We start from the raw sequence: 25,430 nt of genomic DNA on the forward strand, positions 1-25,430 counted from the left end.
CGTGACGCATGTTGTCGACCCGCCGTGTCAACTCCCTGTGAGCAGGGGTGGGGTCCGGAGCGTGTCCACCGAAGGTACCGGGTGCCGCGTGTCCTCGCGCGGGGTAGGTTCGCCCTCCCGGACACCGTTGCGCCCAGGAAGGTGTGCACCCGATGACCTCACGCCAGTTCAGCCGGGGCGAGTTCCTCGCCCTCACCGGATTGCTGTCCGGCTCCACGCTCCTGCGAGGCACCGCGGAGGCCGCCACGCCACCGCCTTCCGCGCCCGCGGGGAGGTCCGAGCCCGGGGCGGGGCCTTCCCGGGAGGAGATGAACAAGCTGCGCCGCGACTGCCGTGGCTCCCTGGCCAGTGGCACTCCCAAGGACGCGGGCGCAGAGCTGGTCCGCATCGGTCAGTGGATGCAGCGCCAGGGCCTCTCGGGGGACATCTACGGGCAGGGCGAACTCGTCCAGTCCTTCGAGAAGCGCATCGCGGGGCTGCTCGGCTTCGAGGACGGCTGCTTCATGCCCACCGGCACCATGGGCCAGCTCATCGTGCTGCGGCTGTACGCGGACGCGGGAGGGCTCCGGACCTTCGGGGTGCATCCGTCCTCCCACCACGTGCTGCACGAGAATGACAGCCACTCCGTCCTGCACGGGCTGCGCGACGTCATCATCTCTCCGTGGAGCCGGCCGCTGCTGGCCAGCGACGTGCTCGAGGCGCGTGAGCCACTCGGGACGGTGAGTGTGGAGCTGCCGGTGCGGTGGCTGGGAGGCCAGCTCCAGACGTGGGAGCAACTGGAGGAGCTCAAGCGCACGTGCCGCGAGAAGGGCGTGAAGCTCCACATGGACGGCGCGCGGCTGTGGGAGTGCCAGCCCTATTACGGGCGCTCGCTCGCGGACATCTGCCGTGGCTTCGATTCCGTCTACGTGTCCTTCTACAAGATGGTGGGCGCGCTCGGCGGGGCGATGGTGGTCGGCGGGAAGGACTTCATCAGCGCCGCGCGCACCTGGCGCCACCGGCACGGCGGGAATGTGTTCCAGATGTACCCGTACGTGGCGTCGGCGGCCATGCGGCTGGATGACGTGCTGGCCCGCATCCCGGAGTACGTCAAGCGGACGAAGGCGGTGACCGAGCTCCTGGCGGCGGACTCCCGAATCACCGTGCTGCCACGCCCCGTCCAGACGAACATGTTCCGCGTCTTCCTGCGGGCGGACCCGGCGGCCCTGTACCGGCAGGTTGCTCGCATCGCTCGCGAGGACAGAATCTGGGTGGCGAATGGCTTCAGCCAGACGCGCGTGCCCGGCGTCGTGGAGACGGAGCTCCAGCTCGGGGAGGGCGTGTCCGGCATTCGCGACGCGGAGGCGGCTCGCGCCTTCCTGCGCCTGCTCGAAGCGGCCTGAGCCGTGTGACGGCTGCCCGCCTCCCGTTTCAAGGATGACGCGGCCGGCTGAACGGAGAGCAGCCGGGCGGGCTCGAAGAGGGGCGTGGCGGACGCTTCCGGCCGCCGTGGCTTGCGGAGGCTCCGAACTGCGTTACCTCTGGAACATGACCGAAGTTCAGACGACACCGCTCGACTACAAGATCCCCGAGGGATGCCCTGTCTGTGCCGCGGACCTGCCGGTTCGCGTGTCCGCGTCCGGTCCGAACGCCGTCTGCAAGCACTGCGGATGGTTCGGACGTCCGCACATCCGGGTGACCCACCGGGGGCTCCGCGTCTCCATCCAGGGAGAGGCGGCGTAACCCGACAACTGGAAGCCCGAGGAGGCTGGAACTACCGTCACCACGGCCACCGGAACCTCGCCGTCAGTCTTCGCCGCGCCGCGTGGGCCCCGTCCGGGGATGTCCGGTCGCCAGCGTCTCGTGCTCGCGCTCCTGCGTGAGTCCCGACGCGCTGGAGAGCTTCGTGTCTCCGTGCGGGTTGTCGGACCTCGCCACGGAGTGCGTGTGCGTCCGTTCGGGCCGGGACTCGGACAGCGGATGCCGGCTTCCCGGACGGCCCTCGGCGAGCGTTCCGCGGGCCGGATCGAGGTGGACGTACTCGAAGCGCTCGCGGGGCTCACGTGGCGTGAAGAGGCCGGCGAGCGGCGCGGGCAGGTTCTCGTGGAGCCGGTGGAGCGTGCCCTCCGAGAGCGCCTCCGCGAGGACCTGGCAGACGATGCCGGTGTGCTCCATGGCGAAGCCCGGCCGGACGTGCTCGCGGCCCGCGACGCGCGCGTACAGTTCCTTCAGGTCGAAGTCCTGACCGGGAGTGTCGCTCCGCAGCAACTCGGAGATGGGCGCGGGAAGGTCCTCGGTGAGGAGCTGGAGGTCCCTCCGGTCCAACCGTGTGCCCACGACACCCAGCACGGCGCGCGCGGTCCGGGCCGCTTCCTCGGTGTCCCGGAGGCCCGCTCGCTCGGCGAGCCGGGACAGGAATTCGTCGTGCGTCATCGTCCACCTCCTCGCGGCTTTCGTTCCCCGGAGTCTATGCATGCACGGGGGCGCATGCACACGGAGGAGGGCTTGCCTCCCGGAATGCCCTCGGAGCGAGGGGGAGGGGGCTCGTGGTACCGTCCCGGCCAGATGGCTCTCGCACTCCCTGTCTCTCGAAAGCGCTGCACCCGCACCGCGGCGCTCCTCCTCGTGTTCCTGTCCGTCCTGAGCGGCTGCCGCAAGACGGACGCAGAGCGGGCCGCCGCGGAGCGCGCGGAGATCGAAAAGAAGATTCGCGACTCGTACGCGCTGGTGCCCTACCGCGCCCTCAAGCTGACCATTCGCGCCGAAGGCCAGCCGAACGCGCCCGAGGAGATCGCCACGCTCTGGAAGGCCGTCGCCGAGACGCGGGCCCTTCCGGAGAAGGCCGTCACGGACGAGGAGGCCCGCCGCGTGGCCAGGACGTACCTGGACCTGGGCGTTGCCTTCTACAAGGCCAAGAAGACGCTCGAGAAGCGCGACGAGGACGAGTTCCCGCTGCTGTGGAGCCGCTGGCTGCCCCAGGAGCCGCCGCCCCTCCCGGGGTACGACGCCGGGCAGGAGCATGCCTTCCTCTCCTTGGCCTGGCTCGTGCTCGACAGCGCGGACCGGGGCAACCGGGTGCCCGCCACCGACCTGGTGTTCTACGAGTTGTCGCGCGCCACGCCCCAGCCCACGTGGATGCCGTCGCTGCGCGTGGCGGTCCGGGCCAGCCGAGGCCTGTCCTTCTGCGAGGCCGGCTACCACTACGCGGCGGAAGAGGAGCTGAACGCCTACCTCTCCGAGGTCGAGGCGCTGCCCGTGAAGGACTTCCCCGCGTTCGAGAACACCACCTCCGAGCAGTCCCGCGAGACGCTGCTGGCCGCAGGCTACTTCCTGCGCGCGTGGAACCGCATGGCGCTCAAGCGCGAGCGCCCCGCCGAGGATGACATCGAGCGTGGCCTGCGCTCGCTGGAGAAGCTGGGCGTGGAGAACGAGCTGACGTGGTGGGGCTGGGCCTTCATCCACTTCCGCCGCGAGCGCTACGAGGAGTCCGCGAAGTACCTCGACAAGCTGGCCGCCAGTCCGTACGTCGGCGAGAAGGAGCGTCAGGAGGTCCACGCCAGCGCGGAGGAGATGCGCAAGCACGGCGACCGGGTGCCCATCTTCCTCCAGGCTCGAGCGGCCCTCATCCTGGGACAGGCGCTCATCGCCCGGGCAGGCGGGCCGGAGAAGATTCTCGTCACCGTGCTGGGCCCCGAGCGGGCGAAGCAGGTCTACGCGCCCATCACCTGGATGGACCGGGTGCGTCAGGGCGTGGGCGCGCGCGCCTCGGACACGCTCGACGCGGCCCGCGAGGCGGGAGGCAAGGGACTGGAGGCGCTGAAGCAGAAGCTGGGCGCCGGCTCGGGAGGCACCGCGGAGTCCGGTCCGAAGTAGCCGGTGCCGCGGGCCTCACGCCGTCGTCTTGCGGAACCGGCGTGACGCCACCGCCATCACCATGGCGCCGAAGACGGCCAGCAGCAGGACCTGGGGCCACAGGTCCGGCAGGCCCGCGCTCTTGAGCAGGGCGCCGCGCAGCACCTCCACGTAGTAGCGGACCGGATTGAGGTAGGTGACCCACGCCAGCCAGTCCGGCATGGCCCGAACCGGCGTCATCACTCCCGACAGCAGCACCGCCGGGAGCATGAAGAGGAAGCCTCCCACGAAGGCCTGCTGCTGCGTGCGGCTCAGCGTCGCGATGAGCAGCCCCGTGCCCAGCGTGGACAGCACGTAGAGCAGGGTGGCCAGCGCCACCAGCCCCAGGTTGCCCCGGAGCGGCACGCCGAATACCCAGGCCCCCACGCTCAGCGCGAGCCCCACGTCCACCAGGCCGATGAGGAGGAAGGGCGTCACCTTGCCCGCCATCAGGATGCCCGGCCGCAGGGGCGTCACCTGGAGCTGCTCCATCGTGCCGCTCTCCCGCTCGCGCGCCAGCCCCATGGCCATGATGATGGTGGTGACGATGAGCAGCAGCATCGCCGCGATGCCCGGTACCACGTACACCGCCGTGGCCAGCTCCGGGTTGTAGAGGACGCGCGGCACCAGCTCCACAGCCGGGCGGGGTGGCGTCTCCCCTCGGACTCGCGCCTGCTCCCGCAGGTGCTGGGAGGCCCGCAGCGCGGCGTGCCGCGCCACCGCGTCCGCCGCCACGCCCGAGCGCACCGGGTCCGAGCCGTCCACCAGCGCCTGCACCCGCGCGCCGCTCCCGCGCAGCACGTGCTCCTCGAAGTCCGGAGGGAACACCAGTGCCACGGACGCCTCGCCGCGCTCCACCAGCTCCTCCGCGGACTGCTCGTCACGGACCTCCGCCTTCAGGTCCAGCGTGTCCCCGGCTAGCAGCGTGCGGGCATGGTCGCGGCTCTCCACCGTGCCGTCCCGGTCCACCACTGCCGTGGGCACGTGGCGCACGTCGAAGTTCACCGCGAAGCCCAGCACGAAGAGCTGGACCAGCGGCACCAGCGTCAGCAGCGCCATCACGCGCTTGTCGCGCACGGTCTGCCGGACCTCCTTCACCACCACCGCGCGGTACTGCACGACGAGCGGATGCATGTCCCGGCCTCCCTTCAGTCCAGCCGCCGCTGGAAGCGGCGCGTGGCCACCGTCAGCATCAGGGCGGCGAACAGCGTCATCGCCACGAGTTGTGGCCACAGCACGTCCAGGCCGTTGCCCCGCAGCAGCACTCCCCGCAGCGTGGCCACGAAGTAGCGCGCCGGAATCAGCCGGCTGAGGACCTGGAGCGGCAGCGGCAGGTTCTCGATGGGGAAGATGAAGCCCGACAGCAGCAGGGACGGCAGCACGGACGTCATCGTCGCCACCTGCGTGGCCACCACCTGGTTGCGCGTCACCACGGAGATGAGCAGCCCCTGGCCCAGCATGCCCACCAGGAACAGCAGCGCTCCCAGCCCCAGCGCCACCAGGCTGCCACGCACCGGCACGTCGAACACCCACGCGCCCACCGTCAGCACCAGCAACACCTGGAGGAGGCCGATGCCCAGGTACGGCAGCAGCTTGCCCACGACGATTTCCAGCCGCCCCACCGGCGTGGCGAAGAGCTGCTCCATGGAGCCCCGCTCCCACTCGCGCGCCACGGTCAGCGCGGTGATGAGCACCGCGACAATCGCCAGCAGGTACGCGGCCAGCCCCGGCACCAGGAACAGCGCCGAGCGCCCGTTGGGGTTGAACAGCGTCCGCACCCGCACCTCCAGCGGGGGGGCGGGCAAGGCCGCTCCCGCGAGCTTCCGGCCCGCCACGTCCACCAGCGCCTGGGCCTTGGCCAGCGCCTGCGTGGCGGTGTTCCCATCCGCGCCGTCCATCAGCAACTGCACTTGCGCCCCGCCGCGCGCCACGTCCTCGGAGAAGCCCCGGGGCAGCACCATCACCGCCACCGCGCGCCCGCGCCGGAGCTCCGCCACGGCCTGTTCGGGAGAGGTGCCCTCCCAGGCCACGACGAATTCCTCGGACGCCGTCACCTGGCGCACCAGCTCGCGCGAGACGGCCGTCCGGTCCTGGTCCACCACCGCCAGCTCCAGGTGGTCCACGTCGAAGCTGATGCCGAAGCCGAACAGCACCAGCAGCAGCACCGGCATGGCCAGCGCCAGGTAGAGGGTGCGGAGGTCACGGCGGATGTGCAGCACCTCCTTGCCCGCCATGGCGAGGATGCGTCCCAGCGTGCGGCTCGCGTGTGAAGAGGCCATGGTGGCTCAGTCCTCCCCTCGCTGGGCCCCGGCCGTGAGCGCCAGGAAGACGTCGTCGAGCGTGGGCGCGGACTCCTCCATCTCCAGCGGGTCCACGCCCCGCGCCCGCAGCCAGTGGCCCAGCGCCTCTCCGGGCAGCCGCTCCGGGTCCACCCGCACCGTGGCGCCCGCGCCGAAGCGGCTCACGTCCAGCACGCCCGGCTCACCGCGCAGCGCGTCCAGCGCCGGCGCCAGCTTCGGGCCCCGCACCTCCAGCACCCGTCCCGGCGCGTGCGTGCGCTTCAGCCCCTCCGGCGTGTCCAGCGCCACCAGCCGGCCGTCCACCATGATGCCGATGCGGGCGCAGTACTCCGCCTCGTCCATGTAGTGCGTGGTGACGAAGACGGTGGTGCCCCCCGCGGCCAGCTCGCGGATGAGCGCCCAGAAGGAGCGCCGCTGCACCGGGTCCACGCCCGCGGTGGGCTCATCCAGGAAGACGATGCGCGGCCGGTGCAGCACGGCGCTGGCCAGCGCCACGCGCTGCTGCATGCCGCCCGGCAGCGAGCCCGTCACCTCGTCCTGGATGGCGGTGAGCTGCATCCGCTCCAGCATCTCGCCGATGCGGTGCTCCAGCTCCCGGCCGTGCGCCCCGTACGCGGAGGCGAAGAACTCCAGGTTCGCCCGGACGGTCAGGTCCAGGTACAGCGAGAAGCGCTGGGACATGTAGCCGATGCGCTCCTTCACGCGCTCCGGCTCGTGGCCCACGTCGTGGCCCGCCACCCGCGCGTGGCCGTCCGTGGGCTTCAGCAGTCCGCACAGCATGCGGATGGTGGTGGACTTGCCGGCGCCGTTCGCGCCCAGGTAGCCGAAGATCTCCCCGGTGCCCACGGTGAAGCTCACGTCGTTCACCGCCGTGAAGGCACCAAAGCGCCGTGTCAGGTGCTCCACCTCGATGGCCGTGCTCATGCAGCCCTCCCGCCGTTGCGCCGCTCGACGAGCGCCAGGAACACCGCCTCGAAGTTGGAGGCCGCCACGCCGTGCCGCCGCGCCAGCTCCCGGGGGCCGCCCTCGGCAATCAGCTCTCCCGCGTAGAGCAGCCCCACCCGGTGGCAGCGCGCCGCCTCGTCCATGTACGGCGTGGACACCACCAGCGTCATGCCTTCGTGCACCAGCGTGTAGAGCAGCTCCCACAGCTCACGGCGGCTCACCGGGTCCACGCCGTTGGTGGGCTCGTCCAGCAGCAGCACGCGCGGCCGGTGGAGCAGGGCGCAGGCCAGCGCGAGCTTCTTGTACATGCCTCCGGAGAGCGCGTCCGCGCGCCGCCCCGTGAAGCGCCCCAGCCGGGTGATGTCGAGCAGCCGCTCGCGCCGCGCCGCGAAGTCCTCCTTCGACAGGCCGAACAGCCGCGAGAAGAAGTGGAGGTTCTCGTCCACGCTCAGGTCGCCGTAGAGCGTGTTGCGCTGGGGCACCAGGCCCAGGCTCTCCCGCACCTGGGAGCGTGGATGCGTCGGGTCCTCGCCCAGCATCCGCACCCGGCCCCCGTCCGCCCGCAGCAGGCCCGCCATGAGCCGGATGGCCGTTGTCTTCCCCGCGCCGTCAGGGCCCACCAGGCCGTATACCTCGCCCCGGCCCACGGCCAGCGACACACCCCGCAGGGCCTGGGTGGCGCCGAAGCTCCGCCGGACCTCCTCCAGCGCGACGTCCGGGGCTCCGTCTCCCTCCGGCGCCGCGCTCATGGCCGCTGCTCCGCCACCGCGGGCTCCCGCGCCGCGCTCAGGGAAATCTCCACCGGCATGCCCGGGAGCAGCAGCCCTTCCGGCGCGTCGATGTGCACCTCGACGGGATAGACGAGCCGGTCCCTGTCGCTGCGCGTCTGCACGTTGCGCGGCGTGAAGGCCGCCTCGCGCGACACCGTGACGACCCGGGCGGGGAAGGTGCGGTCGGGGTATGCGTCCGCGCGCACCGTGGCCTCCTGCCCGGGGTGCGCGGCGGCCAGCTCCGCGTTGGGCAGATAGAAGGTCGCCTTGGGGCGGTGCGTATCCACCAGCCGCGCCACCACCGCGCCCGGCAGGGCCAGCTCTCCCAGCTCCAGCGCCAGCGTCTCCACCGTGCCGGCCATGGGGGCGCGCAGCTCGCACTCCGCCACGGACACCCGGGCGCGGCGCAGCGTGGCCTCGGCCGCCTCCACGGCGCGGACCGCGGACTCCGCCTGCTGCTGGCTGGCGCGCTCCTGCTCGGTGGCGGCGCGGGCCTGACGCCCCGCGGCCGTGCTGGAGTGACGGGCCGCCGCGAGCTGCTGCTCCAGTGCCGCGGCCTGGGCACGCGCCTGGTCCAGCGCGGCCTCCGTGGTCGCCGCGCCCATCTTCTCCAGCCGCTCCGCCTGCCGCTGGGCCAGTCCCTGCTGGTCCGCGAGCGAGGCGATCTGCGCCTGGCTGCCCTCGGCCTGGGCCGCGACGGCCTCGCTGTTGCGGATGGCGGCCTGGGCGGCGGCCCGCGCCGCGTCCGCCTGCGCCCGGGCCATGGAGAGCCGTGCCTCCGCCTCCGCCTGGCCCGCCTCGGGCTCCGTGCAGTCCAGGGTGACGAGCAGCGCTCCCTTGTCCACCCGGGCGCCTTCCTCCACATGCCTGCCGAGCACACGAGCATTGATGCGGGCCCGGACATCCACGCTGGTTCCCTCCACCACGCCCGAGCCTCCGGGGGGGGCCTCCGCGGCCCGGCGGTCGCGCAGGATGCGGAACCCCAGCAGGCCACCGAGTACGGCCACCAGGGCCACGAACAGCAGGACGGCACGTCGCATGGACTCTCCCCTCGAAGCCGCGGCATGTCGCGCGGTGACATGGCGGCCCATCGCAAGGCCCATGCCGTGTCCATGTCCGTCGGGGTGGGTGCCCAGGTGCCGGAAGCCCGCGCGATGCCCCCGCCGGAAATCCGGCACCCCCGCCGGAAGCCCGGCAGGGCCTCGCCCGGTCCCTCCAGCCGCGCCATTCACTTCCGCCGGGCGGCCACCCCGTTTCAGCGAAAGCTGCGCATCCTCCGAACGCGGGGCTCCGTCGAGGGGAGAGGGTCCTTCATCACCTCTTCTTCATGCTTCTTCACGGGCTCGCATGGGGGGGGGCGTGGCACCTTGCGCCCGTCCTCTTCCCATGAGGAGGGGGAGGCCCGCCGGCGCCGCCCGCCGGTGGCATCGCCATTGCTCAGCGAGACGGGCGCCACATCCCGTGCGCACCCGAGGAAGGGGAAGACGCCCCCATGCTGCTCGACATGTACCTGTTCTTCTGTCTGCCGTTCCCGCGGCCGGCGCGCCCCGCCCCGAGGCCATCACCGAAGACGCGCCGGCGGCCGCCAGCGGGTACACGCGTCCCGGCCCTCCGGGGCCCGAAGGCGGACGGGAAGGCGGGCACCGGGCGGCGAGTGTCCCCCGGCTCGAGGAAGCCGTCTTCGCCGGCCCCCAAGGCGGGAGGGCAGGGGGGACGTGGAAAGCGGCGCGCGGCCCCGCCCTCGCTTCGGGTGATTGAAGGCGGCCGGGCCGGCATACCATGAGCATGGAGGCGTGAGCGGAAGGGAGCGGCCATGGACGCGCGGATGAAGCGCAGCTTCAACGACATCCAGCTCAAGCACATCGGTCGCATCTTCGGCCACATGGTGCGGCTGCGCGCGACCGTGGGCGCGGTGTTGATCGTGGCGCTGGCGGGGTCGGCCCTGCTGGACCCCCAGCCGTGGCGGCTGGCCTGGATGGGCACGCTGGTGGTGTGCGCCCTCTCGTTCTTCGTCTACGAGCTGCGGCGCTTCAACCGGGAGCAGTTCACGGCGCGCACCGTGCCCACCAACCTCCTCTTCGGCGTGGTGTTCCTCCACTGCCTCATCGTGGGGACCGGCGGGCTCGCCAGCCCGTTGCTGCCCCTGGTGATTGTCCTGGCCTTCGTGGGCGCCATCGGCCTTCCCAGGGCCCGTCACGTGAAGGTGTTCCTGGCGGAGATGAGCGCGCTGTCGTTGCTCTCGGTGGGGCAGCTCGGCGGCTGGCTTCCGGGGCTTCCCCTGTCCTTCCTGGGGTCTCCCCCGCGGGCCATGCTCATCGCGGTGGCGGTGCTGATGCTCCTGTTGCTCGTCCTGGTCAACGCCCTGGGTGTCATCATCCGGAAGACCTTCGACGACATGCTCATCGAGGCGCTGGCGCAGCGCGACGAGCTGCTGGCCACCCACCGCACGTACACGCGCGCGCTGGAGGCGCTGTCCGGTGAGATTGCCCACGAGCTGAAGAACCCGCTGGCCACCGTGAAGGGGCTCACCCAGCTCATGGTGCGCGAGGCCGGCCGCGCCCAGCCCGCCGAGCGCCTGGAGGTGCTGTCGACGGAGGTGGTCCGCATGCAGGGCATCCTGGAGGAGTTCCTCAACTACTCCCGGCCGCTCGTGCCCCTGTCGGTGAGCTCGGTGGACCTGGCGGCGCTATGCGACGAGGCGCTGGTGCTGCACGAAGGACTCGCCGCGGAGCGCGGCATCCGGCTGGAGCGCGTGGGGACGGGCCCGGTGAACGCGGTGTGTGATTCGCGCAAGGTGAAGCAGGTGGTGATGAACCTGCTCCACAACGCCATCGAGGCCAGCTCCCAGGGAGGACGGGTGACGGTGGACGTGGGGGGCACGTCCCTCGGGGAGGCCCGGGTGTCCATCCAGGACGAGGGGCCGGGGCTGCCTCGGGAGGTGGCCGGGCGCGTGTTCGACGCGGGTGTCACCACCAAGGCGAAGGGCTCCGGGCTGGGACTGACGGTGGCGCGCGCGCTGGCGCGCCAGCACGGGGGCGAAGTCACGCTGGAAAACGGGGCGGGGGGCGGGTGCATCGCGAAGCTGGTGCTGCCGCGCGAGCTGCCCGCGGACACCCTGCGGCCCGTGCCCGCGCGTGAGGTGGCCCATGCCGGGTGAGCCGGGCGCGCCGCCGGAGCCGTCCAACCACGTCCTGGTGGTGGACGACGACGCGGGCGTGCGCTTCACGCTGCGAGAGACGCTCCGCAGCCTGCCCGGAGTCACGGTGGAAGTCGCGGAGGACGGCGAGGCGGCCCTGCGGATGCTGGCGGCCCGGCCGTACGAGCTGGTCATCACCGACCTGCGCATGCCGCGGATGGACGGCCTGGAGTTGGTGAAGCGGCTGCAAGGCCTGCCGCAGACGCCGAGGGTCATCGTCGTCACCGCGCATGGCTCGGAGCGCTTCGCGGTGGAGGCGATGAAGGCCGGGGCGTACGACTACTTCCGCAAGCCCTTCGACGTGGACGAGCTGCTCGCCGTGGTGTCCCGCGCGCTGGAGGCGGTGCGGCTGCGCGACGAGAACGAGCGGCTGGCGGGCGAGCTGAACCTGTCCCGCTCGCTGGTGTTCGCCTCGGAGGCGATGCGGCGGCTGGCGCAGCTCGTCCAGCGCGCCGGCTCGCGGGACGTGACGGTGCTCATCACCGGTGAGAGCGGCACGGGCAAGGAGCGGGTGGCGGAGGCGCTGGTGCGCGCCTCGCCGCGCGCGAAGGGGCCCTACCTGCGCTTCAACTGCGCGGCGCTCACCGAGGAGCTGGCGGAGGCGGAGCTGTTCGGCCACTCGAAGGGCGCCTTCACCGGGGCGAACCGCGTGCGCCAGGGCCTGTTCCGCGAGGCGGACGGCGGCACGCTGCTGCTGGACGAGGTGGGCGAGCTGGCCCCGCCGCTCCAGGCCAAGTTGCTGCGCGTCCTGCAGGAGGGCGAGGTGCGGCCGGTGGGCGAGGACCGGCCTGTGAAGGTGGACGTGCGCATCATCGCCGCCACGCACCGCGACTTGCGCCGCCGGGCCGCGGAAGGGGCGTTCCGCGAGGACCTCTACTACCGCCTCAACGTGGTGCAGCTCCGGGTGCCTCCGCTGCGCGAGCGTCCGGAAGACATCCCCGTCCTGGCGCGGATGTTCCTGGACCGCTTCAGCGACCGCTTCCACACCGGACCTCTGAAGGTGCCCGAGGGCTTCTTCGAGAAGCTCCGCGCGCTGCCGTGGCCGGGCAACGTGCGCGAGCTGGAGAACACGCTGGAGAGCCTGGTGGCCCTTTCCAGCGAGGGCGAGCTGGACCTGGGGCTGCTGCCCGTCCCGGACGCGCCGGCACCCGGAGCCGGGGAGGGCGGTGCCCCGGCGGCGGCCTCCGCGGGAGGCGGCGAGCCCCGGGACGACATGGCCGGCGCGGGCCTCAAGGAGCGGGTGGAGGCGTACGAGCGGGGGTTGATCCTCGACGCGCTACGCATCGCCGGAGGCAACCGCAGCGAGGCCGCGCGGCGGCTGGGCATCGGCCGCGCCACGCTGCACGACAAGCTGCGCAAGTACGGGCTGGACGGAGCCCCGGACGACGGGGCGTGACTGCCAGGGCGCCCGCGGACGCACCCGCCGCCGGATTCCGGGGGCCCTGGGAACAAACGCCGCTGACACGCGTTGGGGGCGCCACGAAGCCGGACCTTCCGGCGTCGCCCGTGTTCCCCCAGAATGTCGCCCTCTCCACCAGGAGCGAGCATGCACTTCGTGTCCCGCGGCCTCGCGGCACTCCTGCTGTTCTCCCTCTCCGGTCCGGCCTGGGCCCAGGCCACGACGCCGCCCAAGCCGTACGGCCAGTCCCCCGAGCGCACCGAGCGCATCCGGACGCGCTACACCAAGTTCGAGTACCGCATCCCCATGCGGGACGGAACGCGGCTGTTCACCGCCGTCTACGTGCCGAACGATGCGGGTCCGAACAAGCGCTACCCCATCCTGCTGATGCGCACGCCCTACTCGGTCGCGCCGTATGGTGTGGACCGGTACCCGGCCGGAATCAGCCCCTCCGAGGAGTTCGAGAAGGAGGGTTTCATCGTCGTGGGCCAGGACGTGCGCGGTCGCAACATGTCCGAGGGCGAGTTCGTCAACGTGCGCCCGCACAAGCCGAAGAAGGCCGGGCCCAGGGACATCGACGAGAGCACCGACACGTACGACACCATCGACTGGCTGGTGAAGAACGTGCCCCACAACAATGGCCGCGTGGGTCAGTATGGCATCTCGTACCCCGGCTTCTACGCGTCGGCGGGCGCCATCGACTCGCACCCGGCCCTCAAGGCGGTGTCCCCGCAGGCGCCCATCGGCGACTGGTTCTGGGACGACATGCACCGGCACGGCGCCTTCAACCTGGCGCTCGCGTTCAACTTCTTCTCGGTGTTCGGCAAGCCCCGTCCGCAGCCCACCGACAAGGAGGACTGGGAGTGGTTCGACCACGGCACGCCGGACGGGTACGAGTTCTTCCTGGACCTGGGGCCGCTGAGCAACGCGGACGCGAAGCACCTCAAGGGTGAGGTGGCGTTCTGGAAGGAAATCGCCGCGCACCCCAACTACGACAGCTACTGGCAGGCGCGGAACATCCTGCCGCACCTGAAGAACATCAAGGCGGCGGTGATGACGGTGGGCGGCTGGTACGACACGGAGGACCTGTACGGGCCACTGCGGACGTACGACTCCATCGAGAAGCAGAACCCGGGCATCTCCAACACGCTCATCATGGGCCCGTGGCAGCACGGGGGCTGGCAGGGCACGGAGGGCTCCTCGCTGGGCGACGCGGAGTTCGGCTTCAAGACCAGTGAGACCTACCAGGCGCTGGTGCTGGCCTTCTTCAAGCACCACCTCAAGGGCGGGGAGAAGCCGGACCTGCCGGAGGCGCTGGTGTTCGAGACGGGCGCCAACCGCTGGAGGCGCTTCGAGTCGTGGCCTCCGAAGGGGCTGCGCGAGGCGCGGCTCTACTTCCAGCCGAAGGGCGGGCTGAGCTTCAACAAGGCGCCCACGGGCACCGCGGAGTCCTTCGCCGAGTACGTCAGCGACCCGGACAAGCCGGTGCCGTACACGCAGGAGCTGACGGCGGGCTGGGGCAAGAACTACATGGCGGAGGACCAGCGCTTCGCGTCGCGCCGGCCGGACGTGCTGGTGTTCGAGACGGAGCCGCTGGAGCGCGACCTGACGCTGGCGGGCCCGCTGGAAGCGGAGCTGTGGGTCTCCACGACGGGCACGGACGCGGACTGGGTGGTGAAGCTGGTGGATGTGCACCCCGGCAGGCCGCGCGGGTGGAAGAAGGGCGACGCGGAGAAGGGCCTGAAGAATCGCGGCAGCCAGCAGACGCTGGTGCGCGGCGAGCCGTTCCGAGGCCGCTTCCGCGACAGCTACAGCGAGCCGAAGCCCTTCAAGCCCGGCGAGGTGACGAAGGTGCGCTTCGTCATCAACGACGTGTTCCACACCTTCCAGCGCGGGCACAAGGTGATGATCCAGGTGCAGTCGAGCTGGTTCCCGTTCATCGACCGCAACCCGCAGACCTTCGTCCCCAACATCTTCGAGGCGAAGGAGGGGGACTTCACGCGGGCCTTCCACCGCGTGTACCACTCGGCGGCGCACCCCAGCGCCATCAAGGTGGGCGTGCTGCCCTCCGCGGACGAGTAGGGCTGGGGGCCGGAGGCCGCACTGCCTCCGGCCTGACAGCTCCCTCGCGCCAGCGCGGCGGCCTCCGTATCCTCTCGGGAGATCTCCGCGCGTACCTGTTACGCTTCAACCGCCACGCGGTATCGCCATGGACGGCGAGGGACATGACCGGCACGGAGGGGCCCGCCAGCGGGCCGGTGCAGCTCGACGGCAGTGAAGGGGAGGGGGGAGGGCAGATCCTCCGCTCGGCGCTGTCCCTGTCGCTCATCACCGGACGCCCCTTCCACATCACCCGTCTGCGCGAGCGGAGAGCGCCTCCTGGCCTGCGTCCCCAGCACCTGGCCTGCGTGCGTGGCGCCGAGGCCCTGAGCAGCGGTTCCAGCGAGGGCGCCACCGTGGGCGCCTCCGAGCTCACCTTCACGCCGGGTCCCGTGCGCGCGGGCGACTACCTCCTGGAGGTGGGCACCGCCGGCAGCACGCCGCTGCTCTTCCAGTGCCTCGTCTACCCGCTGGCCCTGGCCGGCGGCGGGCGGCTCACCCTCCGTGGCGGCACGCACCTGCCGCACAGCCCCAGCTTCCATTACGTCGCGCAGGTCTGGCAGCCGGTGGCTCGCGCGTATGGCCTGCCCGTGCAGCTCACGATGCCTCACGCCGGCTTCTATCCGGAGGGCGCGGGGGAGATTGTCGCGGACGTGGGCCCGCCCCAGGTGCCGCCGCTCCTGGTGGAGCTGCCTGCCCGGGGCATGCTGCGCGAGGTGCGCGTGTCCTCGTACGTCGGCGGGCTGCCCTTCACCATCGCCGAGCGGCAGTCCCGCTCCGCCGTGTCCGCCCTGCGCGAGCACGGCATCCTCGCCGAGGCGGAGAACCGGCCACTGCCCGTCACCCGCTCGGTGGGCACCGTCACCTTCGTGCTCGCCCAGTTCGAGCACACCCTCGCCGGCTTCACCGCGCTGGGCGAGCGGGGCCGCCCCGCGGAAGCGGTGGGGCGCGAGGCCGCGGAGGCCCTGACGGACTTCATGGAGGCCGGGGGCGCGCTCGATGAGCACCTCGCCGATCAGATCCTCCTGCCCGCGGCGCTGCTGGCCTCCGGCCGCCTGGGCCCGGCCACGCCCGGCACCACGCGCTTCACGACGGCCCGCATCACCGACCACCTCACCACCCACGCACGCGTCGTGGAGCGTTTCCTGCCCGTGCGCGTCAGCGTGGAGCCGGGCGGCGAGGTGGAGGTCCGCCCTCGCTGACGTGGGAAGGGAGGCTCAGGCCTCTTCTTCGTCACCCCGGTTGGAGCCGAAGGTGTTGGCGCCAGCGATCTCCTTCGTCGTGTTCTTGTAGGCCCGGAGCGCGAAGGGCGTGGCCACCACGAACACGATGCCGACGAGGCCGATGGCCATCCAGGGGACGGGCTTCTCCTTCACCTGGATGTCCTTGCCATAGGCGTTGAGGTTGTTGCCCATGGCTCGCTGCTTGGCGGCCTCCTTCTCCTCGGGGGTCAGTTCGCGGGGGGCCTGGAACTCACTGACCTGACGCCGGGGCTGGGCCAGCGCGGCACCGCCCGACATCAGGGCGAGGACGAGAACGAGCCGGGGAAGGACGTATCGCATGGCGGGCGAGGCTAACACGACCCAACGGACGGGCTGAACAGGGCTTGCACTCAATACGGGCCTCCATTACGGCCCGAAGGCCCACATTTCCCTCCTGGTGGACGCCATGCTGCGACTGCCCTTCGTGGCCCTCATCAACCTCTTCCTCCTCCTGCGCACCCTGCTGGGACTGCCCCTCCGGCTGCTGGCCGTGGGCCACCGGCCGGCCTACGTGCGCTTCCGGCTGACGGGAGATCCCCCGTACCGGGAGCGGCGCGCGCCCCGCTTCCAGCTCGGAGGGAGCCGCCCGGAGCCGGCGGCCGTCACCTCCGTGGAGCGCTTCCGGGAGTCGCTGCGGCTGCTGGCGGGGGACGCCCGGGTGAAGGGCATCCTGCTGGAGGTGGAGAACCTGGCGGTGCCCCCGGCCAAGCGCGACGCCCTGGTGGCGGTGCTGGCGGAGTTCAGGGCGGCGGGCAAGCGGGTGGTGGCCTGGGCGGTGAGCGTGGACACGGAGGCCTACCCCGTCATGTGCGCGGCGGACGAGGTGCTCCTGGCGCCCATGGGACGGGTGGAGCTGGTGGGCTACGCCGCGGAGGCCACCGCCCTGGCCGGGGGGCTCGCGCGCGTGGGCATCCAGGCGCACTTCGTGCGGCGCGGCGACTACAAGACGGCGCCGGAGCTGTTCACCCATGAGACGGTGTCGGACATCCAGGCCCGGACGGTGGAGTCCTTCCTGGACGAGCGCTACGCGGACCTGGTGGCCGCGGTGGCGCGTGGGCGCCGGAAGACGGCGGAGGAGGTGAAGGCGCTCATCGACCGGGGGCCCTTCAGCGCGCGGCGGGCGGTGGAGGCGGGGCTGGTGGACACGCTGGTCAGCGAGGCGGACCTGCCGGTGCACCTGGGCCTGGTGAAGGCCGGGGAGGAGCACGAGGAGGAGACGGAGCTGGAGTCCATGGCCACGTACCTGGCCACCGTGCCCTTCCCGCCGGTGCGCTGGCGGCGGCTGCGCCTCCCTCCTCGCGTGGCCCTGGTGCCGGTGTCGGGCATCATCGCTCCGGGACAGGCGGGCGGCGGCGGGCGAATGGCCCTGTCGGGCACGGTGGTGAAGGCCCTGCGCGCGGCGGCGCGGGACAGGCGCGCGAAGGCCGTGGTGCTCTACGTCAACAGCCCCGGAGGCGCGCCGCTGGCCTCGGAGCTGATGCTGGAAGCGGTGCAGAGGGTGGCGCGGAAGAAGCCGGTGCTCGCCTACATGGACCGGGTGTGCGCCAGCGCCGGGTACATGGTGGCGGTGGGCGCGAAGGAGATCTGGTCCGCGCCGCACGCGGTGGTCGGCTCCATCGGCGTGTTCGCCGGCAAGTTCGAGGCGTCCGCGCTGCTGGAGCGGCTGGGCATCCACCGGAGGCTGATAGCCCGGGGGGAGAACGCGGCCATCTTCTCCAACTCGCGGGGCTTCACGGCGCGCGAGCACGCCATCGTGGATGCGGAGGTGGAGGAGCTCTACCAAGCCTTCCTCGGACACGTGGCGAAGGGGCGGGGCCGGACCCCGGAGGAGATCCACGCGCTGGCGGAGGGCCGGGTGTACTCGGGCCTGCGAGCGAAGGACCTGGGCCTGGTGGATGGCATTGGCGGCTTCGAGGAGGCGTGCCGCCATGCGCTGTCACTGGCGAAGGTGTCCGCGGAGCGCTTCGAGCTCTTCACCTACGGCGCGCCACGGCGGCGGCTCTCCCTGCTGAAGCTGCTGATGGGCGCTTCGAGCACGAAGACGTACGCCCTGTGCCCCACCGCGTGGAGCCTGGGCGGGTGGGGCACGGAGCGGTTCGACGCGGAGCGCCCGGGGTGGGCCGGGCTCTCCGCGGTGTTGCTGGCGCTCAGGGAAGCCGGAGGCTCGGATTGATGACGTAGACGGGCCCCGGTACCTGGTCCAGATGCCGGGAGGTGAACGTGGCTCGCCGCTCCGGCGGGAAGTCGAGCCGCACCTCCACCCGGTAGGTTCCCGGCGGTGCCCAACCGGAGAAGGTCCACGCGTCATTCCGGGGGGACTCGGTGCCGCACTGGAGGCGGAAGCGGTGCGTGCGCCTGTTGCCGGAGTGGGTGAGCACCACCTCTGGAACGACCTCTCCCGCCAGGCCACCCGCGTTGGACTGGAAGAGGCCATGCCCGCACAGCATCGAATATCCGAGCTGCTGGCCGTTGCGGGTGAGGGTGCCCGAGACGGGGACCCAGTCAGGCCCTCTCAGCACGGCCTGGAACTCCACGTCGTCACGGGCTCCGTCGATGACGAACGCGGACGCGAGCTCGTGCTCGACGAAGGTCCAGGAGCGGTCGAGGTAGACGAGCTTCACGTGCCAGGTTCCGGTGTTGATCCTGCCGCGGAACGTCCAGCTCGCCGGGGCCCCTTCCACATCCGTGAGCTGCAGGGTCTGCTTCCGCCCGGTCGTGGGCTCGTGGAACTCCAGCCGCTTGGTGCCGGCGGAGGCCGGGGTGGGGAGGGAGGGCAGGTCCCCCACGAAGGTGACGCGGCCCGCAACCTCGGGGAAGGCCACGCCGGGGTCGAGGACGATGTCCTGCACGTCCGCCGAGACCTCGACCGTGGAGGCCAAGGCGTAGTTGCCCATGCCCGACAGCAGGTAGGGGTCGTCCCGGTAGGTGGAGCGGAGGTTGAAGCTCACGTGATAGCGCCCCGGCCGGACCCGACCCTGGAAGGTCCAGCCCGTGCCAGAGGCGCATTCGACCAGCGCCCGGGACGTCTCTCCGGTGTCCACGTCGGTGAACGCCACGGCGGTGACGTCCACCCAGTTGCTCGGGCGGTAGCGGGTGCAGTTTGTCTCCGGGATCTCGGCCCCCGCCAGCAGGACGCGGCCGGAGACAGCATGCGTCTTCACGTCCAGCATGAGCGTGGGCTGGGGCTGGGCCACTTCCAGCGAGGAAAGGACCCGACTGGTCCCCTCGGGAACGCTCGGCGGTCGCCTGGTACCATGACTGGATGGGTTCTCGACGTCCACCTGGTACCTGCCCCGTGGCAAGACGCCCGAGAAGGACCATCCATTCTCCGAGGAGCAGCGGATGCTGAGGCGCTGGGTGCCCCCTGTGTCCAGATTGGTGAAGCGCACGCCAGGAACATAGCAACTGGAGTCCAGCAGCGGCTGACCATCGCGGGTGATGGAGCCGGCCACCGGCACGCTCGCAATGTCGAACGCCAGCCCGTTCATGGGGCCCTCGATTCGCATGGGCTCCGACAACAACACGACAGGGCCCTGCGGCAGATCGGGGGGCGCGTCGTCGCCCCTATCCGAGCCGCGCCATTCCACCCGATAGTTACCTCGCGTGCCGTTACCCTCGACGCGCCCCTCGAAGACCTTCAGATCGAAGGTGGCTTCGGTGCGCACATCGGTGAAGCGCAGCAGGGAAAATCCGCTCGTCGCGGGGATGGGCTGCCCATTGTTCGTCAGGCTCCCGGTCAGCCACACGCGAGTGGTGGACAGATCGAAGACCAGCCCCACGCGGTCCTCCTGCACGGACAGGAACTCGGCGAGCCAAAGGGGCTGAGGCGGGACATCGAAGGGGCTCGGGACCTGCTGGAAGTCGACCCGGTACGCCCCGGCGGGTACCCAGCCGCGGAAGGTCCAGCCATTCTCCTCCGAGCACGAGAGGTTCACGGAGTAGCGCGCGCCTCCTGGCAACTGGATGAGGTCCAGGTGAGACGACCAGGTGTAGGAGCCGCCGTTGGAGGTGTACGTCCCCTGGCACGAAGTGTCCCGGATGGGGGCTCCGTCGCGCAGCAGCCGTCCTTCCAGCTCGAAGGCCTTCAGGTCCAGCGCGAGCGTCCTGCTGGTTCCACCCGTGCAGGTGTTGTCGGCGGTGCAGGTGTACCCGGCGGGGCACTCCACGGTGCAGTCACTGCCACCGCACAGCCCCTCGGTTCCACCACCACCACAGGTCTGCCCAACGGCGCAGGTTCCGCACTCGAGGACACGGCCGCACGCGTCCGTCACCTGACCGCAGTTGCGCTCCAGCGCCTCGCACGAGGAGGGAGGTTCCTCGCAGGGCTTCTCGGGTTCCGACTTGCATCCCATGCCCGCCACGAGCACCGCGGCGAGCGCTACCCAACTCTTTCGAAAGGAGGAGCATCTCATCTGGTTGTTCCTCGCCCTGTCAGGGAATCACGATGGTTGGGTTGAACACGTACGGGTTTCCTGGGATCCGGTTCAGCAGGAGGGGCGAGGTCGCCTCCACCTCGACGCGATAGGTGCCCGGGGTCGCCCAGCCCGAGAAGGTCCACACGCTCCCTTCCGATCCGCCATCACCGCAGGAAATGGGGAGGCGGTACGTGCGTCCGCGCCGCTCGTCGGTGAGCACCACGAGTGGAGGGTGGTCCACCCGAATCGTCGTCCCGGGCCAGTAGGTATGCCATCCACATTCCCGCACCGGTCCAATCTTCCCTCCGTTGAGGGTCAGCGTTCCGGAGATGGGGGTGTCATCAGGAGATGGGGGAGGGGGCGGTGGAGGTCCCACGGGTGGCCGGGACGGAAGCAAGGTCACCACCGCGCGCAGTGCGAGGTCCGTGCGGGGGCCATCCATGACGAAGGCGGAGAAGAGTTCGGCGTTCTTCGTTCGGCGGGACTGGAAGTAGACCCAGTAGGTACCGGGGTAGATCTCGCCACGGAAGCTTCCCGCCGCCGGCTCGTCGCAGTGAATCTCCACCAGCTGGCTCCTCCGGCTCCTCGGCTCCATAAAGAGCAGATGAGGAGGCAAGCCGGTGTCCGTGAGGCACGCGGCGCTGGCGCCTTCACCCTCGAAGGAGATGCGTCCCGCGACTTCATGACGTTGGAGGTCGGCCACGAGTTCCTTCCGGTCTCCCGAGACCTCGACCGTGGCAGGGGCGACGAAGCCCGGGGCAACCGGCCCGTGAGTGCTCGGGATCGTCAGGAGATAGGTGCCCGGGGCCACATGGCCCGTGAAGGTCCAGCCCGTGCCGGAGGTGCAATCGACACGAACCCGGCTCCCATTCCGTGTGGCCTCATTGATGAACTGCACGTAGCTGTAACGGGCGGGGTCGCCTTCGGGATGACTCGCGCTTTCGCACGCTCCCAGAGGGAGCTCGGCCCCTCCGTTGAGGATGCGGCCCGCCACGGCGTACGCCTTCACGTCCAGGGCGAGCGTGGCCGTGTCCCCGCGCAGCTCGAGCGAGGGCAGGGCCACGGTGGAGAGGGCCTCGGGCAGGCCCACCACGGCGGCTGTGCCATCAAAGGGCGACGTGACGACCTCCGCCCGGTACGTGCCAGCGGGGAGGCGGCCCGCGAAGCTCCACCCCTGCTCCTGCGAGCACCGGGCCTGGAAGGTCCTGGTGGCTCCGTTGAACCGCTCCACGAAGCGCACGGTTGTCGTTCCGCACGTCGTGTCCAGGATCGGCTGCCCGGAACGGGTGATGGTGCCGGCGACCTCATGCTCCAGGCGGGTAAGGTCCAGCGTCAGGCCTTCCATGGGGCCGTCGATGCGCACGGTGGACGCCACCAGACGCGGTTCGGTGGGAACCTCTGGATGCTCCCGGCCGCCGAGCCAGTCCACGCGGTAGACGCCCGGGGTGCCATCTCCCCGGAAGGTGCCGTCCGCGGCGAGTGACAGCTCGAAGGTCGCGCCGGTGCGCACCTCGGTGAAGCGGAGGCGGTACGGGCCCTCCGCCGAGGGGAAGGGCTGCCCCCCGAGCAGCAGCCACCCCTCCACCGTCACGGCCCGCGCGCTCAGGTCGAAGACCTCGTCCTCGCGGTCGGACTGCACGGAGAAGAACTCGGCGATCCGGGGAGGCAGTCCCTTCTGGCTGCAGAAGAAGTTGTGTGTCTGGAAGTCGACACGATAGGCGCCGGGAGGCACCTGGCCGCGGAACGTCCACCCCTGTTCCCGCGAGCACTCGACGAGGACGGAGTGCTGGGTGCCGCGAGTCACCTCGGTCAGCACGAGGAACGAAGCGAGGATATCGGTGCTGGTGTTGTGATGGTCCAACCGGAGGCACGTGTCGTCCAGGATGGGAGCCCCGTCACGCAGGAGGCGCCCCGCCACGGAGAACGTCTTGAAGTCCAGCGCGAGCGTCCTGTTGGTTCCACCCGTGCAGGTGTTGTCGGCGGTGCAGGTGTACCCGGCGGGGCACTCCACGGTGCAGTCACTGCCACCGCACAGCCCCTCGGCACCACCACCACAGGTCTGCCCAACGGCGCAGGTTCCGCACTCGAGGACACGGCCGCACGCGTCTGGCACCTGACCGCAGTTGCGCTCCAGCGCCTCGCACGAGGAGGGAGGTTCCTCGCAGGGCTTCTCGGGGTCCGACTTGCATCCCATGCCCGCCACGAGCACCGCGGCGAGCACCACCCAACTCTTTCGGAGGGAGGAGTATCTCATCTGGTTGTTCCTTTTGTCAGCGTGTCCCAGGCATCCCGGACGGCTGGACGAGTACCGGTCCGGGAGCCTGACCTGGCCGTGAGGAGCGTTGCTGGGGGCGGAGTTGCCGAAGGCGCGGACCGCCCCAAACGGGAGCACGGCCTCGAGCGGCCCTCTGCGATTTCGGCGATGCCCCCTCATGACCCTCGCGACCCTACGGGCATGCATGGAAAGCATGGCGCCCGTTTGCCCCGGCCCTGGCACGCTCTATACCGCCAATCGCTTGACGTGACAGTGACGGATTTCTGAGGGGGCGCAGCGGAAAGCGGGAATGACAGACATTGAGGGTGCACCCCGGATGAATGGTGACCTGTTCGAGGCCTCGGACCTTGCATTGCATTGCGAATCAAATGCTTGCTGGAGCGGTGGTAGGCACCGAAAGCCTGGTCGTGGAAGAATGTCTGGAGTAGGGAACTGAATCTCACGGATGCGGCGCCGCGTGTGCGTGCTACCCTCCGCGCGCTCATGAAGCGCTCCGTCCTGCTCAGCCTTCCACTTCTGGCCGCCTGCGCCACCACCCCGCGCGAGCCCGTATCCGTCGCCGAGGCCTACGCTCGCGCCCTGGAGGAGGGCCGGCTCCAGGAGGCCTACGCCCTCACCAACGGAGGGCCCGAGGGCGAGGTCGCCTTCCTGGAGCGCTACTCCGACGAGACCACCCGTCGCGAGCGCGCCGCCGCCGTGCGCGCGGGAACCGCCGTACTGGAGGCCCGAGCCCCCTCGCTCACCCTGGCGCGGGGCGACCAGGGCTGGCGCGTGGTGGAGTCCAGGCCGGCCGACGTGCCCCGGGCGGCCCTCTCGCGCTTCCTGGACACCGTGGAGTCCCGCGACTGGAAGGCCGCATGGAGCCAGCTCGCCGCCCCGCTGCGCGCCCGCTACACCCCCGAGCGCCTGCGCGAGGACTTCGAGCGTGAGCCCCTCGCGAAGGAGCGCCTCCGCCGCGCCCGGCTCGCTCTCAACGCCAACGTCCGCGTCGGCGCGGGCGAGGCCCTCTTCCCCCTGGGCGAGGATCGCGCCGTGGTCCTCGTCCTCGAGGATGGCGAGTACCGCGTGGCCGCCCTTGAGTGACACGGGCGGACGCCTGCCCGGTCCTCCAGCCGCGCTGATGGGCCCGTTCAGCCCTCCAGCCATGCCTCGCCGGACGGCGTGCCACCAGGGTGCGCCAGGGGGCCATCCGCGTTAAACGACGTTGACAGCCCCCGGGGGGCTGGCAGATTCCGCGCCCGGTGGCGGCTCCCAACCGCCCGTTTTCCAAAAGGTTTCAGGTGTTCAGATGAGCGTTTCCGAGGCGGACGTCCTCGCGGCGATGTCGAAGGTCATGGACCCCGAGCTCCACGTGGACCTCGTGAAGGCGGGGATGGTGAAGAACGTCCGCGTCAGCGGGGACACGGTGAAGCTGAAGATCGAGCTCACCACGCCGGCCTGCCCCCTCAAGGGGAAGATCCAGGCGGACGCCGAGGCCGCCCTCAAGGCCGTGCCGGGGCTCAAGTCCTTCGACATCGAGTGGGGCGCCCAGGTGCGCGCGGCCGGCGGCGGCGTGCCCGGCGGCGCGCTGCTCCCCCACGTGAAGAACGTCATCCTCGTCGGCGCCGGCAAGGGCGGCGTGGGCAAGAGCACCGTGGCCCTCAACCTCGCCACCGCCCTGGCCCAGCACGGCGCCAGGGTGGGCCTGCTGGACGCGGACTTCTACGGACCCTCCGTGCCCCTGATGACGGGCCTGTCGGACAAGAAGCCCGTGAGCCCGGACGGCAAGTCCCTGGATCCGCTGCTCGCCCACGGCCTGAAGGTCATGTCCATCGGCTTCCTCGTGGAGGCGGACCAGGCGCTCATCTGGCGCGGCCCCATGCTCCACGGCGCGCTGATGCAGCTCGTTCGCGACGTGAACTGGGGCGAGCTGGACTACCTCGTCCTCGACCTGCCGCCGGGCACCGGCGACGTGGCCCTGTCCCTGTCCCAGTCCATCCGCGCCGCGGGCGCCGTGCTGGTGACGACGCCGCAGGACGTGGCCCTGGCCGACGTGGTCCGCGCCAAGCAGATGTTCGACAAGGTCCACATCCCCGTGCTGGGCATCGTGGAGAACATGAGCCAGTTCGTCTGCCCGAACTGCTCGCACGTCACGCCCATCTTCAACCACGGCGGCGGCCGCAAGGCCGCGGAGATGTTCGGCATCCCATTCCTGGGTGAGATCCCGCTGGACCTCAAGGTGCGCGAGTCGGGAGACTCGGGCGTGCCGGTGGTGGTGGGCGCGAAGGACAGCCCGGAGGCCAAGGCCTTCCTGGAGGTCGCGCGCAACGTGGCGGGACGGGTGTCCGCGCAGAGCGTGAAGAGCGTGCCGCTGCCGGTGGTGCAGGCCCGATAGACTCCGAGGAGACACTCCATGGCCACCGACGACTTCCCGCCCGACCCGCTGATCGATGACGACCGTCAGGGCCGGGAAGGGCGCTCCGGCGGACCCGCCGGCTTCGTGCCGGAGTTCGTGCGTCGCATGGCCGTGGCGGGCCTGGGCGCCCTCTTCATGACCGAGGAGGGCATCCGCAACCTCGCGGGCCAGCTCAAGCTGCCCAAGGAGGCCCTGGGCTTCATCCTGGGCCAGGCGGAGAAGACCAAGGACGAGATCACCCGCGTCATCAGCGACGAGCTCCGCCGCTTCCTCCAGTCGGAGAAGCTGCGCGACGAGTTCCTCAAGCTGATGTCCGGCATGACGGTGGAGATCAAGGCGCAGATCCGCCTGGTGCCCCCGGAGAAGGCCGAGAAGTCCTCCGAGGCCGAGCACCCGCATGGCGAGGCGAAGGAGAAGCGGGCCGGCACGCCCCGCGTGGTCGTCTCCGAGCTCAACGCGCGCCGTCCCGGCTCCGGCTCCAAGCGGACGAAGAAGGAGTGACG

At 70.9% G+C, this 25,430-nt stretch carries 19 protein-coding genes; 10 read left to right on the top strand and 9 right to left on the bottom strand.

The genetic code is table 11. The annotated features are described in order from the left end of the window. Positions 1-152 precede the first annotated feature (152 nt). Positions 153-1,382, top strand: a complete 1,230-nt coding sequence (locus K8638_RS12905; RefSeq protein WP_223754790.1) for a low specificity L-threonine aldolase — start codon at positions 153-155, stop codon at positions 1,380-1,382. Between the two features lie 403 nt (positions 1,383-1,785). Here the strand turns inward: K8638_RS12905 and K8638_RS12910 are convergent, their stop codons facing one another. Next, on the bottom strand, positions 1,786-2,412 hold the full coding sequence (locus tag K8638_RS12910) for a DUF2267 domain-containing protein (protein ID WP_223754791.1): 627 nt from the start codon (positions 2,410-2,412) through the stop codon (positions 1,786-1,788). Between the two features lie 132 nt (positions 2,413-2,544). Here K8638_RS12910 and K8638_RS12915 point away from each other — a divergent pair, with 132 nt between their 5' ends. Next, entirely contained in the window at positions 2,545-3,852 is a 1,308-nt protein-coding gene (locus K8638_RS12915) for a hypothetical protein (RefSeq protein ID WP_223754792.1), read from the top strand. A gap of 15 nt (positions 3,853-3,867) precedes the next feature. On the opposite strand, the gene K8638_RS12920 is transcribed toward K8638_RS12915, so the two are convergent. The 5 genes from K8638_RS12920 to K8638_RS12940 are packed head-to-tail and all read right to left on the bottom strand — an operon-like array spanning position 3,868 to position 8,925. Further along, positions 3,868-5,004, bottom strand: a complete 1,137-nt coding sequence (locus K8638_RS12920; protein WP_223754793.1) for an ABC transporter permease — start codon at positions 5,002-5,004, stop codon at positions 3,868-3,870. A 14-nt stretch (positions 5,005-5,018) separates the two neighbouring features. Continuing rightward, positions 5,019-6,149, bottom strand: coding sequence for an ABC transporter permease (locus K8638_RS12925; RefSeq protein WP_223754794.1), 1,131 nt, complete (start codon positions 6,147-6,149; stop codon positions 5,019-5,021). 6 nt (positions 6,150-6,155) lie between these two features. Then, positions 6,156-7,094, bottom strand: coding sequence for an ABC transporter ATP-binding protein (locus tag K8638_RS12930; RefSeq protein ID WP_223754795.1), 939 nt, complete (start codon positions 7,092-7,094; stop codon positions 6,156-6,158). Then, entirely contained in the window at positions 7,091-7,864 is a 774-nt protein-coding gene (locus K8638_RS12935; protein ID WP_223754796.1) for an ABC transporter ATP-binding protein, read from the bottom strand. The genes K8638_RS12930 and K8638_RS12935 overlap by 4 nt, the downstream gene beginning before the upstream one ends. Then, entirely contained in the window at positions 7,861-8,925 is a 1,065-nt protein-coding gene (locus tag K8638_RS12940) for an HlyD family secretion protein (RefSeq protein WP_223754797.1), read from the bottom strand. Before K8638_RS12940 ends, K8638_RS12935 begins: the two co-directional genes overlap by 4 nt. Before the next feature lie 773 nt (positions 8,926-9,698). On the opposite strand from K8638_RS12940, the gene K8638_RS12945 reads away from it, so the two are divergent. The 4 genes from K8638_RS12945 (at position 9,699) to rtcA (ending at position 15,782) form a co-directional block, all read left to right on the top strand. Continuing rightward, positions 9,699-11,042: a HAMP domain-containing sensor histidine kinase gene (locus K8638_RS12945; protein ID WP_223754798.1), complete on the top strand. Its 1,344-nt coding sequence runs from the start codon at positions 9,699-9,701 to the stop codon at positions 11,040-11,042. Next, positions 11,032-12,477: a sigma-54 dependent transcriptional regulator gene (locus K8638_RS12950; protein WP_223754799.1), complete on the top strand. Its 1,446-nt coding sequence runs from the start codon at positions 11,032-11,034 to the stop codon at positions 12,475-12,477. Before K8638_RS12945 ends, K8638_RS12950 begins: the two co-directional genes overlap by 11 nt. A gap of 150 nt (positions 12,478-12,627) precedes the next feature. Next, on the top strand, positions 12,628-14,562 hold the full coding sequence (locus tag K8638_RS12955; RefSeq protein WP_223754800.1) for a CocE/NonD family hydrolase: 1,935 nt from the start codon (positions 12,628-12,630) through the stop codon (positions 14,560-14,562). Between the two features lie 143 nt (positions 14,563-14,705). Continuing rightward, positions 14,706-15,782 carry an RNA 3'-terminal phosphate cyclase gene (gene rtcA, locus K8638_RS12960; protein WP_223754801.1) on the top strand — a complete coding sequence of 359 codons (1,077 nt, stop codon included), beginning with the start codon at positions 14,706-14,708 and terminating at the stop codon, positions 15,780-15,782. Between the two features lie 15 nt (positions 15,783-15,797). On the opposite strand, the gene K8638_RS12965 is transcribed toward rtcA, so the two are convergent. After that, positions 15,798-16,142 (bottom strand): hypothetical protein, encoded by a 345-nt coding sequence (locus tag K8638_RS12965; protein WP_223754802.1) that lies wholly within the window; start codon positions 16,140-16,142, stop codon positions 15,798-15,800. Between the two features lie 106 nt (positions 16,143-16,248). On the opposite strand from K8638_RS12965, the gene sppA reads away from it, so the two are divergent. Next, positions 16,249-18,015: a signal peptide peptidase SppA gene (gene sppA, locus K8638_RS12970; protein WP_223754803.1), complete on the top strand. Its 1,767-nt coding sequence runs from the start codon at positions 16,249-16,251 to the stop codon at positions 18,013-18,015. Here sppA and K8638_RS12975 read toward each other — a convergent pair. Further along, positions 17,990-20,254, bottom strand: a complete 2,265-nt coding sequence (locus K8638_RS12975) for a hypothetical protein (protein ID WP_223754804.1) — start codon at positions 20,252-20,254, stop codon at positions 17,990-17,992. The two genes, sppA and K8638_RS12975, sit on opposite strands and share 26 nt — an antisense overlap. A 19-nt stretch (positions 20,255-20,273) precedes the next feature. Continuing rightward, positions 20,274-22,511, bottom strand: a complete 2,238-nt coding sequence (locus K8638_RS12980) for a hypothetical protein (protein ID WP_223754805.1) — start codon at positions 22,509-22,511, stop codon at positions 20,274-20,276. A 504-nt stretch (positions 22,512-23,015) separates the two neighbouring features. Between K8638_RS12980 and K8638_RS12985 the strand changes: the two genes are divergently transcribed. The 3 genes from K8638_RS12985 (at position 23,016) to K8638_RS12995 (ending at position 25,428) form a co-directional block, all read left to right on the top strand. After that, positions 23,016-23,615 carry a hypothetical protein gene (locus tag K8638_RS12985; RefSeq protein ID WP_223754806.1) on the top strand — a complete coding sequence of 200 codons (600 nt, stop codon included), beginning with the start codon at positions 23,016-23,018 and terminating at the stop codon, positions 23,613-23,615. Between the two features lie 205 nt (positions 23,616-23,820). Then, a complete protein-coding gene (apbC, locus tag K8638_RS12990) occupies positions 23,821-24,906 on the top strand; it encodes an iron-sulfur cluster carrier protein ApbC (RefSeq protein WP_223754807.1) in 1,086 nt (361 codons plus the stop codon). Positions 24,907-24,924: 18 nt separating this feature from the next. Continuing rightward, complete coding sequence (locus tag K8638_RS12995; RefSeq protein WP_223754808.1) at positions 24,925-25,428, top strand: hypothetical protein; 504 nt, start codon at positions 24,925-24,927, stop codon at positions 25,426-25,428. The last annotated feature ends 2 nt before the right edge of the window (positions 25,429-25,430 follow it).

This window comes from Myxococcus sp. RHSTA-1-4 (assembly GCF_020037125.1).
In the GTDB taxonomy this organism is placed as follows: domain Bacteria; phylum Myxococcota; class Myxococcia; order Myxococcales; family Myxococcaceae; genus Myxococcus.